Genomic DNA, 15,620 nt, shown 5'->3' with positions numbered 1-15,620 from the left:
GCGAGCAGCGGGGGCGCAGCCAGGCCAGCGCTGCGCTGCTGCGCTACATCGCCTTGAACAGGTGGGCGTACAGGCGGCTCACGGGCAGCTTCTCGGGCCGGCCGGCCAGCTCCAGGTGCAGCTTGCCCGCCTCGTCACGGGTCACTGTGGTGATGCTGCTGGCGCGCACCAGCGTGCTGCGGTGGATCTGCCAGAACACCTGGGTGTCGAGCTGGCCGATCAGGTCCTTGAGCGGGGTGCGGATCAGGTACTCCCGCGCGGCGGTCAGCACCCGCACGTACTTGTCGGCCGCCTCGAAGTACAGCACGTCGGCCACCGGCACCATGTGGATCTGGCTGCCGCTGCTGGCCTGGATCAGCGTGAGCGGCGCGCCCGTGGCCGGCACAGCGGGCGCAGCTGCGGCAACGGGTGCCGCCACCCCCGGCGCCACCAGCAAATGGCGCAGCTGCGCCATGGTTGCTTCCAAATCAATAGCTGCTGGCGCTTTGCTGGAAAGCGCCAGCTGTAGTTTTTGCACTGTTTTTTGCAGCCGGGCCGCCTGCACCGGCTTGAGCAGGTAGTCCACCGCCTGCGCCTCGAACGCCTGCACCGCGTACTGGTCGTAGGCGGTCACGAACACCAGCGCCGGGAAGGGGCGGCCCGACGGACCATCGGCAGGCCAGGCGTCGGCCAGTTCCACGGCCGCATCCAGCCCGCTCTGGCCAGGCATGCGGATGTCGAAGAACAGCACGTCCGGCTGCAGCGCCAGGGCCTGGCGCACGGCGGACAGGCCGTCACCCACGGTGGCCACCACCTGCAGCTCGGGCCAGACGCGGGCCAGCTCCTGCTGCAGCGCGGCGGCGAGCAGGGGTTCGTCTTCGGCGATCAGGGCGCGCAGGGCAGGCTGGGTCATGGGGTGGTGCTCGACGGGCTCGATTTCAAGGGAAAAGTGACCGTAGCGCTTGTCCCGCCAGCGCTACCAGCTATCAATTTAAGAGTGCCTGCGGCCCCGTGCAGCGTGGCCAGCCGTTCGCGGGCCTGGGCCAGGCCAAAGCTCTGCCCGGGGCCCGGGGTGGGCAGGGTGTCGGGCAGGCCCGCGCCGGTGTCGGTCACCTCCAGCACCAGCTGCGGCCCGCTGTCACCCTGCCGGGTGCTGGCGCGCACGGTGATGTGCCCGCCCTCGACCTGCGGCTCCAGTCCGTGGCGGATGGCGTTTTCCACCAGGGGCTGCAGCAGCAGCGGGGGCACGGGCACGTCGCGCAGCGCGTCGGGCAGGTCCAGCGTGTAGGCCAGGCGCGGGCCCATGCGCACCGCCATCAGCTCCAGGTAGTCGCGCAGGCGCTCGAACTCGTTTTCCAGCGGGTGCTGGGTGCTGCGCGATGCGCTGAGCGTGGCGCGCAGGTAGCCGATCATGCGGTCCAGCATCTCCTGCGCGCGGGCCGGGTCGGTGCCGATCAGCATGCGCAGGTTGGCCAGCGTGTTGAACAGCATGTGCGGCTCGAGCTGGGTCTCCAGTAGCTTGAGCTGCGCTTCGCTGGCCTGGCTGCGCACCTCGTTCACCTTGGCCAGCAGCCAGGCGCTCTTGCTCTTGGTGTAGAAGTAATAGGTGCCCAGGAACCCCGCCACCACGGTGATGCCGATGGAGATGCGCAGCTGCGCGCGGCCGCCTTGGTCCCACGAAGAATAGCCGCACCACCAGTCGCCCAGCAGCGTGCCGCCCAGGTAGCCCAGCACGATGCTGGCAAACGGCAGCAGGGAACCCGGACAGGCCCGTGGGCCAGCCCGTCTCCTTGCTGGACGGAAACAGGTGCCGGCCGAAGTCGATGAGCGCCCAGGTCAGCGAGCCGATGGCCAGCGAATACCGGGCCGGGATGTCATAGGGCTTTTCGGGTTGAAAGGCGTACTGCAAAGCCGCGATGGCCAGGCAGAAGGCCAGCACCTGCAGCAGGTGCTGCAGCTTCTCGATCCAGTCGATTTTCATGGCAGCGCGGGCGGGGTGGTGTGGGGCGCGGGGCCGTGGGGCCTAGCGCTGGTTGCGCTCTTGCTGAGCGCGCAGGAGCCGCTCGCGCTCCTTTTGCACCATGCGCTCACGCAGGCCGCTGCCGGTGCCCAGCACGAACACCGAGATGCCGTGCAGCGCCAGCCCCAGACCCCAGCCCAGCAGCGGGAACACCGACCAGGCCCGGCTTCCGAAGCCGTAGCGGGAGATGCTGAACAGGACGAGATTGACCACGACGAAGGCGGCAGCATGCACATACCAGCCCAGCTTGGCGCCGGCGCGGCGGCGGGCCAGTTGTTCGATGTCGTCGGGGGTCATGGGGTGGGGCATGGTGAAGGGTCGATTCTAGGGCGCTGAAAGCCGCAGCTCAGGTCTTGCAGGCTTGCGCGACGGCGCGCACGGCGTCGGCATTGAGTGTCAGCCCCATGTGGTTGATGCCCGGCAGCAAGGTCACCGGCACCGGTTTGCCCGCCTGCGCAAAAACGTCTGCATAGCGGTCGGCGTAGAAGATTTCGTCGTCTTGGCCGGCCACTACGCAGACGGTGCTGCGCGCGTTGCGGATGTCTCTCTGGTAATCATCCTGGGGGCGAAAGTTCACCGCCAGGGAATACGAGTAGCTGGGCGTCAGCCCATCACGGACCGATGGGTCCAACGCAAAACGCAGGACGGGCAGGTCGTTCCACTGCGTAATGCCCAAACGGTTGAGCCAGCTCAGCGCCACAATGCGCGGCACGCCGACCGACGCCCATCCGCCCACATCCGGCCGCGCGGTGATGGCATTCACACCGATGAAAGGCGATAGCAGCACGTAGCGATCAAACTGATCCTGCCGACTGCTCCCTGCAACGCGCAGCGCAAACCCGCCGCCCGCGGAAAACCCCATCAGCGTCTGCGGTCCGGCATGCGGCACGCTGCGCAGGAAGTCCTCCAGGTCGTCGTCCAACTGTCCGATATAGGCAGCTTCGCCGCGCGGGCCCGACTCGCCGTGCCCGCGAATGTCGAGCGCCGCCACCGCGAGCCCCTCGGCCGCCAGAGCCTTGGCCAGGACGTGCATCGAGCGCGCGCGCGACGACGATCCGTGGACCAGCACCACACGACGCTGTGGCCCGCCCGCCGACGGGCCTGCCGCTGGGTAGTCGTACCAGGCCAGCGAGGTGCCGTCACGGGCGGCGAAGCGCTGCGGCGCAGGGACGCCGCTGAAATCCACGCCTTCGAAGGGCGTGTGGACACTGGCCAGGGGCAGGATGTGCTTGGGGCCACCCAGTGCAATGGCGGCGGCAAGCGCCACGATGCAGGCGATCAGCAGAAAAGCGGGAGTCAGCATGAGGGTAAATCGGCGATGACGGAACATGATCGGAAGGGTGCGCTCAAGATACACGGGATGAATCAGGGTGTGCGCCGCAGCGGCTGCAGGTGCTGGGTGAAGAACGCCACGACCTTGGCATCCACCTGGGGTACGGCGCTGCTGCGGTCAAACCCCGGCGGGTCGCCCAGCAGCGCCTGGTGCACGGTGCCGAGCAGGTGCATCGGCGGCAGGGGCGACAGCATCATGCCGTGGCTGGCGTCGGGAAGGTGGGCGACCAGGGTGCAGCGGTCCTGGCAGGCGGCCAGCACCGCGCTGCTGTGGAATTGCGGCACCTGGTTGATGTCCAGGCCCGCGGTGATCAACCCGAGCGGAATGCGCGGCGTAGCCAGCGTGGCCATGTCGAAGTCGGCGGCAAAGGGCACGGCGGCGATGGCCGCCTGCACGCGCGGGTCGGAGTAGGCGTAGTCCGTGGCGTCGTCGAAGCGCTGGCGGATCACGCCCAGCGCCACGGCTTTTTTCAGCCCGTCCAGCAGGTTGCCGTGCAGCCGGGTGATGAAGCCGACGCACGACGAAAAATCTTCGGCGATGTGGGCCTCGCAATGCGCGCGAAACCGTGCGGGCGACCAGTGGCCCCCTGCGAGCGTCAGCGTAGTGTGGCCGCCGGCCGAGCCACCGAAGGCCCCCACCCTGTCCACAGTCACCAGTGGCGCCAGGCGCGCATCGTGCGCCACGGCGTCGATGGCGCGGGAGGCTTCTGCGGGGCGGCGCTTCCAGCTCTCGGGGCCGGGGGTGGACGGGTCTTTGTAGTTGTCGCCCGCGTGCTCGGGCAGGGCGACGACGAAGCCGCTGGCTACCAGCGCACGCGCCAGGTCGGTGTGCACCCAGGGGCTGCCGCGCGAGCCGTGCGTGATGACCACCAGCCGGCCGTTGCCAGGGGTGGGCGCGCCGTCCGGGGCCAGTTGCAGGGTAAAGGGGCCGCGCTGCACTGGCTGGTCGGCGCTGCCGCTGGGGTAGAACACGGTGACCGGGCCGTCGCCCTGCAGGCCGGGCAACTCCCGGACGCCCGTGCCGGCGTGGGCGGCGCTGGCGGTGGCAAGGGCCAGCAGGCCCGCGGCCAGCAGCCGCCACGCCGGGGTGCGCGCTGTGGCCGGTGTGCGGCTCACAGGCGCGGCTCCTGTTGAAGGGCCAGCCGCTTGCGCTCGGCCTGCACCATGCGTTCGTGCAGCCCGCTGCCCGACACCAGGAACACCACCATCCCATGAATGGCCAGGCCCAGGCCCCAGCCCAGCGCGGGGTACACCGCCCAGTGCCTGCCGCTGGTGGCAGACAGGGTCACGAGCAGCAGGTTGACCAGCAGATACACACCGGCGTGCATGTACCAGCCCAGCTTGGCACCGGCGCGTCTGCGAGCCTGGCGTTCGATGGGGTCGATGGCGGTGTCGTGGTCGTAACGGTGGTGGCGCATGGGGAACTCCTGGGGATCAAGTGAGTGGTGGGAATGGGGGGACGGCCGCCCTCAGGCGCCGGCAGGCTGGCTGGCAAAGCCCGTGCTGCTGCGCACCAGGCGCCACAGCCGCAGCGACCGGGCCGCGAACAGGCCGTTGAACACGCCATAGAGCGCAGCGATCTGCAGGGCGAAGCTGCCGTCGCGGGCCAGTGCAGGCTGCATGGCCAGCTCGACGCCGACCAGGTACTTGGTCAGGAAGATGCCCATGATCAGTGCCAGCGGCATGGCGCTGCCCGGCAGTTGAAAGCAACGCGAGGCACCGTCGTACAGCGTGCCGGCTGGCGCCGTGGGCTGGAACCACAGCGCCAGGCAGGTGGCAGTGACAGCCGCCACGACCCAGGCACCGACCGCAGCGCCGGTGTGGCCCGCGCCGCCGAAGGCCGAGGCCAGCCCGTAGATCGAAAAGCCCGTCATGGCCACTGGCATGACCGTCACCCGCACCAGGCTGGCGGTGCGGTCGAACAGCTGGCTGGCGCCCAGCCACACCAGCGGGGCCAGCAGGCCCCAGACCCAGTAGGGTGTTTGCTGAATGATCTGGCCCAGTGCCTGGGGCTGGTGAACGAGGAGTTGGAGCAACATGGTGTAGTCCTTGGAAGGTTCGGTGAATGGGGTTGGTTCGGGGTGACGGGTGGCGTGGCGGGCAGTCAGACACGCGGACTGTTCAGAGCACGCCCAGCTGGGTCCACAGCGAATGGCCCAGCAGCCGGTCGGGCAGCAGCGTGAAGGCGCCGGCCACCACGCAGGCGCCGAAGTACACGCGCTGCATGGCCTTGCGGTGGCCGGCGATGTTGCGGCGAGCCAGGTAGACGAACGACAGCACCAGCATGCCCAGCGTGACGGGGATGAGCAGGTGGATGAGGCCGAAGCTGCCCCACCGGGGGCCGCTGCCGCCGGTGATGAAGATGGCGGAGATGGCCGTGGCGACCATCAGGGTGACCCAGGCGTAGCCGGCTGCGCGGTGCAGGCGGGGGCGCTGGGTGGCGCCCTTGCGGGCCCACAGTGCGACCGGCCCGATGGCGATGGCCGCCAGCGCGGCGGCGGCATGGATGGCGATGACGGGGGTGAGCTGCATGGTGGGGTCTCCAGGGCGTTCGATGGGGTGGACTGTGCCGCTGCGCCTGTGCTGCCGCCAGCGGTGTGCGACGAAATGCAGCCTGGCGGGCGTGAAATGCAGGCACCGGGAGCGGCCGGTGGTCAACATTCGGCCCTGGCCTACGGCCGGCCGCGGGTTTGGGACGCTGTGCCAGGCCCCAAGAGCAGGCAAACTACCGTGTGGTCGTCCGGGCCGGCAGGCGGGCGAGGCAAGTACCCTGGCGAGCACCCAGCAGTGCAATCTGGCGTGGCGTGGCTTCGCGTCAGCCCTTGCACGCAGGTTTCAGCCCGTCAGGTTTACTTTTCTTCGCACAGCGTTCAAGGCAGACCGTGAACTGGCCCCCTACGATGCGCTGACCCGGCCGAACAAGATCGCGAACTCGTTCTCAGAACACCCCATAGCACCGCCATGAATCCGCAAGAAGAAGTCCACGCGCCCGTCCCGCCACCGGCTGTCCCTCCCGAGCCACCCCGGGCCCCGCGCCCTCGGCGACGCTGGATGGGCAGCGTGCTGGCCCTGCTGCTGGTGGCGCTGGTGGGTGGCGCGGCCTGGTACTTGGTCAAGCGCGCCAACGACCCGAGCGAAGCGCCGGGCCCGGGCCGCGGCGGCCCCGGCGGCGGGCGGGCCATGGTCACGGTGGGTGATGCGCTGGCCCGCAAGGCAGAGCTGCCGGTGATTATCGACGCCCTGGGCACCGTCATCCCGACCATCACGGTCACGCTCAAGCCCCAGGTGTCGGGCACGCTGACCGAGGTTTTGTTCACCGAAGGGCAGATGGTCAAGAAGGGGCAGCTGTTGGCCCAGATCGACCCCCGGCCTTTCGAGCAGGCGCTGATGCAGGCCCAGGGCACCCGCCAGCGCGACGAAGCCCAGCTGGAAAACGCGCGCCTGACGCTGGCGCGCTACCAGACCCTGCTGTCGCAGGACTCCATCGCGCGGCAGGACGTGGACACCCAGGCCGCGCTGGTCAAACAGCTCGAAGGCACGGTGATGACCGATAAGGCCCAGGAGGGCACGGCCCGCCTGAACCTGAGCTACACGCGCATCACCTCGCCCGCAACAGGGCGCATCGGCCTGCGCACGGTGGACCCTGGCAACCTGGTGTCCTCGGGCGATGCCACGGGCATTGCCACCATCACGCAGGTGGCGCCCATCGACGTGCAGTTTGCCGTGCCACAAGACCGCGTGGCCGACGTGCTGGCCGCGCAGCGCGAATCCGACGCGCTGGCCGTGACTGCGCTGGATCGCACGCGCAAGTCCGAGGTTGGCAAGGGGCGTTTCTCCACACTCGACAACCAGATCGACACCACGACCGGCACCGTGAAGGCCAAGGCCCGTTTCGACAACGCAGCAGGCAGCCTGTTCCCCAACCAGTTCGTGAACGTGCAGCTCTTGCTGCGCAACGTGCCCGCCATCGTGGTGCCGGTGACGGCCGTGCGCACCGGGGCCAATGGCGACTATGTGTATGTGATCAACGAAGACCGCACGGTGACGCTGCGCAAGGTCAAGCGGGGCCAGGCCACCGTGGGGCTGATGGCGATTGCCGAAGGCCTGAAAGAGGGCGAGCGCGTGGTGACCGAGGGCGGCGACCGGCTGCAGGACGGCATGGCCGTGCAGACGGCGGATACGCAAGGTGCGCGCGGCCCCCGCTCGGGTGCCAGCGGGCCGCGCAGCGGTGCGTCGGGGCCCCGCGGAGAACGTGGTGAAGGCGGCCAGCGCCGCCAGCGTCCACCGCAAAATCCTTGAGCGCGCGCTGACACCATGAGTCCTTCGCGTCCGTTCATCGAGAGGCCCGTTGCCACCGCCCTGCTGATGCTGGCCATCGTGCTGGCGGGGCTGCTGGGCTTTCGCTTCCTGCCCTTGTCGGCCCTGCCGGAGGTGGACTACCCCACCATCCAGGTCCAGACCCTGTACCCCGGCGCCAGCCCCGAGGTGATGAGCCGCACGGTGAGTGCGCCGCTGGAGCGCCAGTTCGGCCAGATGCCGGGGCTGGAGCGCATGGCCTCGACCAGCGCGTCGGGCGTGTCCATCATCACGCTGCAGTTCGGCCTGGGCCTGGCGCTCGACGTGGCCGAGCAGGAGGTGCAGGCGGCCATCAACGCCGGCAACTCGCTGCTGCCCGCCGACCTGCCCGCGCCGCCGGTGTACGCCAAGGTCAACCCGGCCGATGCGCCGGTGCTCACGCTGGCCATCAGCTCCGACACGCTGCCGCTGACCGAGGTGCAGAACCTGGTCAACACGCGCCTGGCGCAAAAGATCAGCCAGGTCACCGGCGTGGGCCTGGTGTCGCTGGCGGGCGGGCAGCGGCCTGCGGTGCGCATCCAGGCCGACACCAAGGCGCTGGCGTCGTACGGCATCGGCCTGGATACGCTGCGCACGGCCATCACGTCGGCCAATGCCAACAGCGCCAAGGGCAGCTTCGACGGGCCGCAGCGCTCCTACACCATCAACGCCAACGACCAGCTGCTCACGGCGGACGACTACCGCAACCTCATCGTCTCGTGGCGCAACGGCGCGCCGGTGCGCATGATCGAGGTGGCGCGTGTGGTGGACAGCGCCGAGAACAACCGCCTGGGCGCGTGGGCGGGCCTCAACGAGCTGCCCGGCGCCGCGCCCGACCGCCGCCAGCTAGGTAGCGGGACCGTAGGGGCTGATGCAGACGCCAAGGAGTCCGGGGCCACACTGACCCCGGCCATCATCCTGAACGTGCAGCGCCAGCCGGGCGCCAACGTGATCGCCACGGTGGACAGCATCAAGAAGCTGTTGCCCGAGCTCGAAGCGGGCCTGCCTGCATCGCTGAAGGTGCAGGTGCTGTCCGACCGCACCACCGGCATCCGCGGTTCAGTGCACCATGTGGAGATGGAGCTGCTGCTGGCCGTGCTGATGGTCGTGCTGGTGATCTTCTTCTTCCTGCACAGCCTGCGCGCCACGGTGATTGCCAGCCTGGCCGTGCCCATCTCGCTCATCGGCACCTGCGGGGTGATGTACCTGCTGGGCTACAGCCTCAACAATCTGAGCCTCATGGCGCTGACCATTGCCACCGGCTTCGTGGTGGACGATGCCATCGTGATGATCGAGAACATCTCGCGCTACCTCGAAGAGGGTGAGCCGCCGTTCCAGGCCGCGCTCAAGGGTGCCACGCAGATCGGCTTCACCATCATCTCGCTCACGGTGTCGCTGATCGCCGTGCTGATTCCGCTTTTGTTCATGAGCGACGTGGTGGGGCGGCTGTTCCGCGAGTTCGCGATGACGCTGGCCATCACCATTTTGATCTCGGGCGTGGTGTCGCTCACGCTGGTGCCCATGATGGCCGCGCGCTGGCTGCGGCCCGAGCCTGTGGGTGGGCAGCACGGCGTGGCGGGCCGCATCAACCGCGGCTTCGACCGCGTGATCGCGGGCTACGACCGGTGGCTGGTGTGGGTGCTGCGCCACCAGGGCGCGACCATGGTGGTGGCGGTGCTGACGCTGGTGCTCACTGCGCTGCTGTACGTGGTGATCCCCAAGGGCCTGTTCCCCACGCAGGACACCGGCCAGCTGCAGGCGCGCATCGAGGCGTCGCAAGATGTCTCTTACGCCCGCATGAGCGAGCTGCAGCTGGCGGCCTCGCGCGCCATCCTGCAGGACCCGGACGTGCAGTCGCTCAGCTCCTTCGTGGGCGTGGACGCGGCCAACAACACCATGCTCAACGCCGGGCGCATGCTGATCAACCTCAAGCCCGACCGCGACGGGCAAGAGGCCATCATGCAGCGCCTGCGCGAGCGGGTGCAGTCGGTGGCGGGCGTCACGCTGTACCTGCAGCCCACGCAGGACTTGACCATCGACGCCGAGACCGGGCCCACCGAATACCGCGCGTCCATCGGCGGCGTGGATGCAGCGCAGGTCAACGACTGGACGCGCAAGCTGGCGGAGCGCCTGAAAACCGAGCCCAAGATCCGCAACGCCACCACCGATGCCGGTGCGCAGGGCCTGTCGGCCTATGTGGACATCGACCGCAACACCGCGTCGCGCCTGTCGGTCACGGCCAGCAGTGTGGACGACACGCTATACAGCGCCTTCGGCCAGCGCATCGTGTCCACCATCTTCACCGAGACCAACCAGTACCGCGTGATCCTGGAGGCGCAGCAGGACCAGCTCAACACGCCCGAGGCATTGGGCACGCTGCAGCTGCGCACCGGCTCGGGCGCGCCCACGCCGCTGTCGGCCATTGCCACCATCCGCGAGCAACCTGCGCCGCTGCAGGTCACGCGGGTGTCGCAGTACCCTGCGGCCACGCTGGGCTTCGACAAGGCGCCGGGTGTGTCGCTGGGCGCGGCGGTGGATGCGATCCGCGCCGCCCCCAAGGAGATCGGGATGCCCGCCGGGCTGTCGATGGAGTTCCTGGGCGCCGCCGGCGCGTACGAAAAGTCGCTGTCCAGCCAGCTGTGGCTCATCCTGGCCGCGATGGTGTGCGTGTACATCGTGCTGGGTGTGCTGTATGAGAGCTACATCCACCCGGTCACCATCCTCTCGACCCTGCCGTCCGCGGGCGTGGGCGCGCTGCTCGCGCTGATGGTTACTGGCAACGACCTGGGGGTGATCGGCATCATCGGCATCATCCTGCTGATCGGCATCGTCAAGAAGAACGCGATCATGATGATCGACTTCGCCATCGACGCCGAGCGCAACCAGGGCAAGTCGCCGCAGGAGGCCATTCACCAGGCCGCGCTGCTGCGCTTTAGGCCCATCCTGATGACCACGCTGGCGGCGCTGTTCGCGGCGCTGCCGCTGATGCTGGGCTGGGGCGAGGGCGCCGAGCTGCGCCGGCCGCTGGGCCTGGCAATCTTTGGCGGGCTGATCCTGAGCCAGATGCTCACGCTGTTCACCACGCCGGTGATCTACCTGGCGTTTGACCGCATGGGCCGCCGTGTCACGGGCCGGGGCACCGCCGCTGCGCCGCAGCAGGGTGTGGAGCCTCCGGCCAGCGCCGGTGCGGGTGCCGGAGACGTGCGGTGAACCTGTCTCGTCCCTTTGTTGAACGGCCAGTGGCCACCGTGTTGCTGACCATCGGCCTCGCGCTGGCGGGCATCGCGGCGTTCTTCGTGCTGCCGGTGTCGCCGCTGCCGCAGGTGGACTACCCGGCCATCTCGGTGTCGGCCAGCCTGGCCGGTGCCAGCCCCGAGACCATGGCCACCAGCGTGGCCACGCCGCTGGAGCGGCGCCTGGGCGTGATCGCCGGAGTCAACGAGATGACCTCGTCGAGCTCCAACGGCTCGGCCCGCGTGAGCCTGCAGTTCGACCTGAACCGCGACATCGACGCCGCAGCGCGCGAGGTGCAGGCCGCCATCAACGCGTCCCGCGCCGACCTGCCTGCCACGCTGCGCAGCAACCCCACCTACCGCAAGCGCAACTCGGCGGCCTCGCCCGTCATCATCCTGGCGCTCACGTCCAAGACCCGCACGCCGGGTGAGATCTACGACGCGGTGTCCAACGTGGTCAGCCAGCGGCTGTCGCAGGTGGACGGCGTGGGCGAGGTGGAGATCGGCGGGGGCTCGCTGCCCGCGGTGCGCGTGGAGCTGCTGCCGTTCGCACTCAACCGCTACGGCATCAGCACCGAAGACGTGCGCGCCGCCATTCAGGCCTCGAACGCCAACCGCCCCAAGGGCGCCATCGAAGGCGACGGGCGCCGCCTGCAGATCTACACGCCGTCGCCCGCGCGCAAGGCGTCTGAATACGAGTCGCTGATCGTCGCCTGGCGCAACAACGCGGCCGTGCGGCTGGGCGATGTGGCGCGGGTGGAAGACGGCGTGGAAAACCGCCGCACGGTGGGCCTGTTCAACGGCGACCCGGCCATCATCGTGCTGGTCACGCGCCAGCCCGGCGCCAACATCATCGAGACCGTGGACTCGGTGCGCGCGCTGCTGCCCGACCTGCAGGCCCAGCTGCCGCAGGACATCCAGGTGGCGGTGGCGTCGGACAGCACCAACTCCATCCGCTCTTCGCTCAAGGAGATCGAGCTCACGCTCATGGTCTCCATCGCGTTGGTGGTGCTGGTGGTGGGGCTGTTCCTGCGCAAGGTGCGGGCCACGGTGATCCCGGCGGTGGCCACGGTGGTGTCGCTGCTGGGCACTTTCGGGGTGATGTACTTTTTGGGGTTCAGCCTCAACAACCTGAGCCTGATGGCGCTGACGGTGGCCACCGGTTTCGTGGTGGACGATGCCATCGTGGTGCTGGAGAACACCATGCGCCACATCGAGGCGGGCATGGACCGCATGCAGGCGGCGCTGCAGGGCGCGCGCGAGGTGGGCTTCACGGTGCTGTCCATCAGCCTGTCGCTGGTGGCGGTGTTCATTCCGCTGCTGTTCATGGACGGGCAGGTGGGCCGGCTGTTCCGCGAGTTCGCCATCACGCTGTCGGCGGCGGTGATGATCTCGCTGGTCATATCGCTCACCACCACGCCCATGATGTGCGCGTGGTTGCTGCGCGCGCACGACCCCGCCAACGACAAGCCGCCGTCGCGCCTGGCGCGCTGGACCGAGCGCGGCTACCAGGCCGTGCTGCGCACCTACGCCAGCAGCCTGGACTGGGCGCTGGCCAGCAAGGGGCTGGTGGTGTTGATATTGCTCGCGGTGATCGGCCTGAACGTTTATTTGTTCGCCAAGATTCCCAAGGGCTACTTTCCGGAGCAGGACAACGGGCAGCTCAACGCCGGCCTGCGCGCCGACCAGAGCATCTCGTCCGACGCGCTGGCGGCCAAGCTGCGCCAGGCGGTAGAGATCATCCGCAAGGACCCGGCGGTGGACACGGTGGTGGGTTTTTCGGGCGGCAGCCGCGCGGGCGGAGGCTTCATGTTCGTCAACCTGAAGCCCCTCAAGCAGCGCACCGACAGCACGCCTGCGGTCATCGCGCGGCTGCGGCCGCAGCTCAACCAGATCACGGGCCTCAGGGTCTTCTTGAACCCGGTGCAGGACCTGCGCATGGGCGGGCGGTCGAGCAATTCGACCTACCAGTACACCTTGAAGAGCGACAACATGGCCGACCTCAAGCTCTGGGCTGGCAAGCTGGCCGACCGGCTCAAGGACGAGCCGCTGCTCAAGGATGTGGACACTGACCTCGCCGAGAACGGCGTGGAGACGTACATCGAGGTGGACAAGGCCACCGCGTCGCGCCTGGGCGTGACGTCGTCGGCCATCGACAACGCGCTGTACAACGCGTTCGGCCAGCGCTCGGTGGCCACCATCTATGGCGACCTCAACCAGTACGCCGTCATCATGGAATGGGCGCCGGAGTACACGCGTGGCCCGCCGGCCCTGAAGGACATCTACGTGGCCGCCAACCCCACGGGCGCCACCGGCACGGTGGCCAACCCGGGGCAGCGCGGTGCGTCCACCGGGCAGGTCATCAGCACGGCGGCATCGACCATGGTGCCGCTGAGCGCGATCGCCAAGGTGGTGGAGCGGGCGTCGCCCACCTCCATCAGCCACCAGGACGGCGAGCTGGCCACCACGGTGTCGTTCAACATCGACCCGGGCACGTCGCTCGGGCAGGCGCAGCAGGTCATTGCGCAGGCCGAGGCCGACATCGCCATGCCCACCAACGTGCGCGGCAGCTTCCAGGGCACGGCGCTCAGCGCGCAGCAGTCGCAGGGGCAGCAGGCGTTCCTCATCATCACGGCCATCATCGTGATCTACATCGTGCTGGGCGTGCTGTACGAAAGCCTAATTCACCCGATCACGGTGCTGACCACGCTGCCCTCGGCCGGCGTGGGGGCGGTGCTGGCACTGCTGCTGTTCAACATGCAGTTCACCATCATTGCGCTCATCGGCGTGTTTTTGCTGATCGGCATCGTCAAGAAGAACGCGATCATGATCATCGACTTTGCGCTGGAGGCCGAGCGCGCGCGCGGGCTGTCGGCGCTCGATGCCGTGCGCGAGGCCTGCATGATGCGCTTTCGGCCCATCCTCATGACCACCATGGCGGCGGCGCTGGGCGCGCTGCCCCTGGCCATCGGCTTCGGCCAGGGCTCGGAGCTGCGCCAGCCGCTGGGCGTGGCGATCATCGGCGGGCTCATCGCCAGCCAGTTGCTGACCTTGCTGACGACCCCCGTGGTGTACGTGCTGCTCGACAAGCTGCGCACGCCCGCTCCCAACGAACAACATCTGAGCCGCGCCGGTGCCCCCGGCACGGCCACCTGATCGGTGCCCATGACCTACCTCCACGCCCCGTTCACACCCGGCGCACACGCCGCTCGGCTCCCCACGGCCCGACCCACGACGCTGGCACTGGTGCTGGCCGCCGCCGCGCTGCTGTCGGCGTGCTCGGTCACGCCGCCCTATCAGCAGCCCGACATGGCGGTGCCCGCCGCGTTCAAGGAAGCCGGTGCCACCTGGGCCCCGGCAGCGCCCGCCGACGCGCTGGACCGCGGCCCGTGGTGGGAGCTGTTTCAGGACGCCGAGCTCAACCGCCTGGCCGAGCAGGTGCAGCTGTCCAACCAGAACATCGCCGCCGCCGTGGCGGCCTATGCGCAGGCGCAGGCCGTGGTGCGCCAGCAGCGGGCGGGGCTGTTCCCGTCGGTGAGCCTGTCGGGCGGTGCCACGCGCAACGGGGGCGAGGGCGCTGCGCGCTCGGGCCTGACCACCCAGGCATCGCTGGGGGTCGACTGGGCGCCTGACCTGTGGGGGCGCCTGCAAAGCGGCGTCACCGGCGCCCAGGCCAGCGCGCAAGCGAGCGAGGCCGACCTGGCTTCAGCGCGCCTGTCGGCCGTGGGCACGCTGGCCTCGGCGTACTTTCAGTTGCGCGAGGCGGATGCGGAGATCGAGCTGCTGGACGCCACGGTGGACGGCTACGAGCGCAGCCTGCAGATCGCCCGCAACCGCTACAGCGCGGGCGTGGTGGCGCAGACCGACGTGCTGCAGGCGCAGACCCAGCTGGCCAACGCCCGAGCGGACCTGGCTACCGTGCGGCAGAACCGCGCCCGCTTCGAGCATGCGCTGGCCGTGCTGACCGGGCGCGCGCCGGCCGATTTTTCGCTGCCGCGCGCGCAGTGGTCGGCCCAGGTGCCCGATGTGCCGCTGGGCGTGCCATCGACGCTGCTGCAACGCCGGCCCGACATCGCAGCGGCCGAGCGCGCGGTGGCGGCGGCCAATGCGCAGATCGGCATTCAGCGTGCGGCGTATTTCCCGGGCCTGAGTCTGGGCGGGTCGGTGGGCAGTGGCGGCAGCAGCGTGGCCGATTTGTTCAAGGCATCCACACTGGTGTGGTCGCTCGGCCTGTCAGTGGCGCAGACGATCTTCGATGCGGGCGCCACCGCCGCCCGGGTGGAAGAAGCCCAGGCCGCGCGCGAGGGCCGGGTGGCGGTCTACCGCCAGACGGTGCTCACAGCGTTCCAGACGGTGGAAGACCAGCTCACGGTGCTGCGCACCTTGCAGGAGCAGGAGCCGCTGCGCCGTGAGGCGGTGGCCGCGGCGGAGCGCACGGCGCAGCAGCTGCTCAACCGCTACCGCGAAGGGCAGGTGGGCTACACCGAGGTGGTGACGGCCCAGGCCTCGGCGCTGTCCGCACAGCGTGCGCTGCTGCAGCTGCAGGTCAACCGCCAGCTGGCGGCGGTGACGCTGGTGCAGGCCCTGGGCGGCGGGTGGCAGTCGCCGTGGCAGGCATCGGCACAGACGCCTCAGCAGGCGTCTGCACAGGCGCGGCCCTGAAGGGCGGCAGCCCGCTGCGCATATACTCCTGTTTTGATAGCTGCTAGCGCTTGCCTGGC

The 15,620-nt window shown here is 69.2% G+C and carries 11 protein-coding genes and 1 pseudogene; 4 read left to right on the top strand and 8 right to left on the bottom strand.

All coding sequences use genetic code 11. The annotated features are described in order from the left end of the window. Positions 1-43: 43 nt before the first annotated feature. The 8 genes and pseudogenes from ACSQ3N_RS19940 to ACSQ3N_RS19905 all read right to left on the bottom strand — a co-directional run bounded on the left by ACSQ3N_RS19940 (position 44) and on the right by ACSQ3N_RS19905 (position 5,863). On the bottom strand, positions 44-892 hold the full coding sequence (locus ACSQ3N_RS19940) for a LytR/AlgR family response regulator transcription factor (protein ID WP_436147247.1): 849 nt from the start codon (positions 890-892) through the stop codon (positions 44-46). Continuing rightward, positions 889-1,960 (bottom strand): annotated as a pseudogene (locus tag ACSQ3N_RS19935) (sensor histidine kinase). Before ACSQ3N_RS19935 ends, ACSQ3N_RS19940 begins: the two are co-directional and overlap by 4 nt. Before the next feature lie 42 nt (positions 1,961-2,002). Then, entirely contained in the window at positions 2,003-2,308 is a 306-nt protein-coding gene (locus tag ACSQ3N_RS19930; RefSeq protein ID WP_436147246.1) for a 2TM domain-containing protein, read from the bottom strand. Between the two features lie 37 nt (positions 2,309-2,345). Continuing rightward, a complete protein-coding gene (locus ACSQ3N_RS19925) occupies positions 2,346-3,302 on the bottom strand; it encodes an alpha/beta hydrolase (protein ID WP_436147245.1) in 957 nt (318 codons plus the stop codon). Positions 3,303-3,364: 62 nt separating this feature from the next. Continuing rightward, the gene (locus ACSQ3N_RS19920; RefSeq protein WP_436147244.1) at positions 3,365-4,447 is read right to left on the bottom strand and encodes an alpha/beta hydrolase family protein; all 1,083 of its coding nucleotides are present in this window, start codon (positions 4,445-4,447) and stop codon (positions 3,365-3,367) included. Further along, positions 4,444-4,749, bottom strand: a complete 306-nt coding sequence (locus ACSQ3N_RS19915; protein ID WP_436147243.1) for a 2TM domain-containing protein — start codon at positions 4,747-4,749, stop codon at positions 4,444-4,446. The genes ACSQ3N_RS19920 and ACSQ3N_RS19915 overlap by 4 nt, the downstream gene beginning before the upstream one ends. Positions 4,750-4,800: 51 nt before the next feature. Next, positions 4,801-5,370, bottom strand: coding sequence for a DUF6622 family protein (locus ACSQ3N_RS19910; protein ID WP_436147242.1), 570 nt, complete (start codon positions 5,368-5,370; stop codon positions 4,801-4,803). Positions 5,371-5,452: 82 nt separating this feature from the next. Next, positions 5,453-5,863, bottom strand: a complete 411-nt coding sequence (locus tag ACSQ3N_RS19905; RefSeq protein ID WP_056170799.1) for a DUF2306 domain-containing protein — start codon at positions 5,861-5,863, stop codon at positions 5,453-5,455. Between the two features lie 429 nt (positions 5,864-6,292). On the opposite strand from ACSQ3N_RS19905, the gene ACSQ3N_RS19900 reads away from it, so the two are divergent. Genes ACSQ3N_RS19900 through ACSQ3N_RS19885 form a run of 4 tightly spaced genes read left to right on the top strand, consistent with a single transcriptional unit; the run spans position 6,293 to position 15,561 of the window. Next, a complete protein-coding gene (locus ACSQ3N_RS19900) occupies positions 6,293-7,630 on the top strand; it encodes an efflux RND transporter periplasmic adaptor subunit (protein ID WP_436147241.1) in 1,338 nt (445 codons plus the stop codon). 15 nt (positions 7,631-7,645) lie between these two features. Beyond that, a complete protein-coding gene (locus ACSQ3N_RS19895; protein WP_436147240.1) occupies positions 7,646-10,876 on the top strand; it encodes an efflux RND transporter permease subunit in 3,231 nt (1,076 codons plus the stop codon). Beyond that, on the top strand, positions 10,873-14,055 hold the full coding sequence (locus ACSQ3N_RS19890) for an efflux RND transporter permease subunit (RefSeq protein ID WP_436147239.1): 3,183 nt from the start codon (positions 10,873-10,875) through the stop codon (positions 14,053-14,055). The genes ACSQ3N_RS19895 and ACSQ3N_RS19890 overlap by 4 nt, the downstream gene beginning before the upstream one ends. A 9-nt stretch (positions 14,056-14,064) precedes the next feature. Then, positions 14,065-15,561, top strand: a complete 1,497-nt coding sequence (locus ACSQ3N_RS19885) for an efflux transporter outer membrane subunit (protein WP_082517019.1) — start codon at positions 14,065-14,067, stop codon at positions 15,559-15,561. Positions 15,562-15,620: the final 59 nt, after the last annotated feature.

Source organism: Acidovorax sp. LjRoot194, from assembly GCF_964253015.1.
Classification (GTDB): Bacteria; Pseudomonadota; Gammaproteobacteria; order Burkholderiales; family Burkholderiaceae_C; genus Acidovorax.
Note: the sequence above shows the minus strand (reverse complement) of the source record. Positions and strands in the feature narration are given on the sequence as shown.

Excerpts from the sequence above, each read along its gene's own strand:
- ACSQ3N_RS19930 (WP_436147246.1), bottom strand. The coding sequence starts at position 2,308 with ATGCCCCACCCCATGACCCCCGACGACATCGAACAACTGGCCCGCCGC.
- ACSQ3N_RS19915 (WP_436147243.1), bottom strand. The coding sequence starts at position 4,749 with ATGCGCCACCACCGTTACGACCACGACACCGCCATCGACCCCATCGAA.
- ACSQ3N_RS19910 (WP_436147242.1), bottom strand. The coding sequence starts at position 5,370 with ATGTTGCTCCAACTCCTCGTTCACCAGCCCCAGGCACTGGGCCAGATC.
- ACSQ3N_RS19900 (WP_436147241.1), top strand. The coding sequence starts at position 6,293 with ATGAATCCGCAAGAAGAAGTCCACGCGCCCGTCCCGCCACCGGCTGTC.
- ACSQ3N_RS19925 (WP_436147245.1), bottom strand. The coding sequence starts at position 3,302 with ATGCTGACTCCCGCTTTTCTGCTGATCGCCTGCATCGTGGCGCTTGCC.
- ACSQ3N_RS19885 (WP_082517019.1), top strand. The coding sequence starts at position 14,065 with ATGACCTACCTCCACGCCCCGTTCACACCCGGCGCACACGCCGCTCGG.
- ACSQ3N_RS19940 (WP_436147247.1), bottom strand. The coding sequence starts at position 892 with ATGACCCAGCCTGCCCTGCGCGCCCTGATCGCCGAAGACGAACCCCTG.
- ACSQ3N_RS19895 (WP_436147240.1), top strand. The coding sequence starts at position 7,646 with ATGAGTCCTTCGCGTCCGTTCATCGAGAGGCCCGTTGCCACCGCCCTG.
- ACSQ3N_RS19905 (WP_056170799.1), bottom strand. The coding sequence starts at position 5,863 with ATGCAGCTCACCCCCGTCATCGCCATCCATGCCGCCGCCGCGCTGGCG.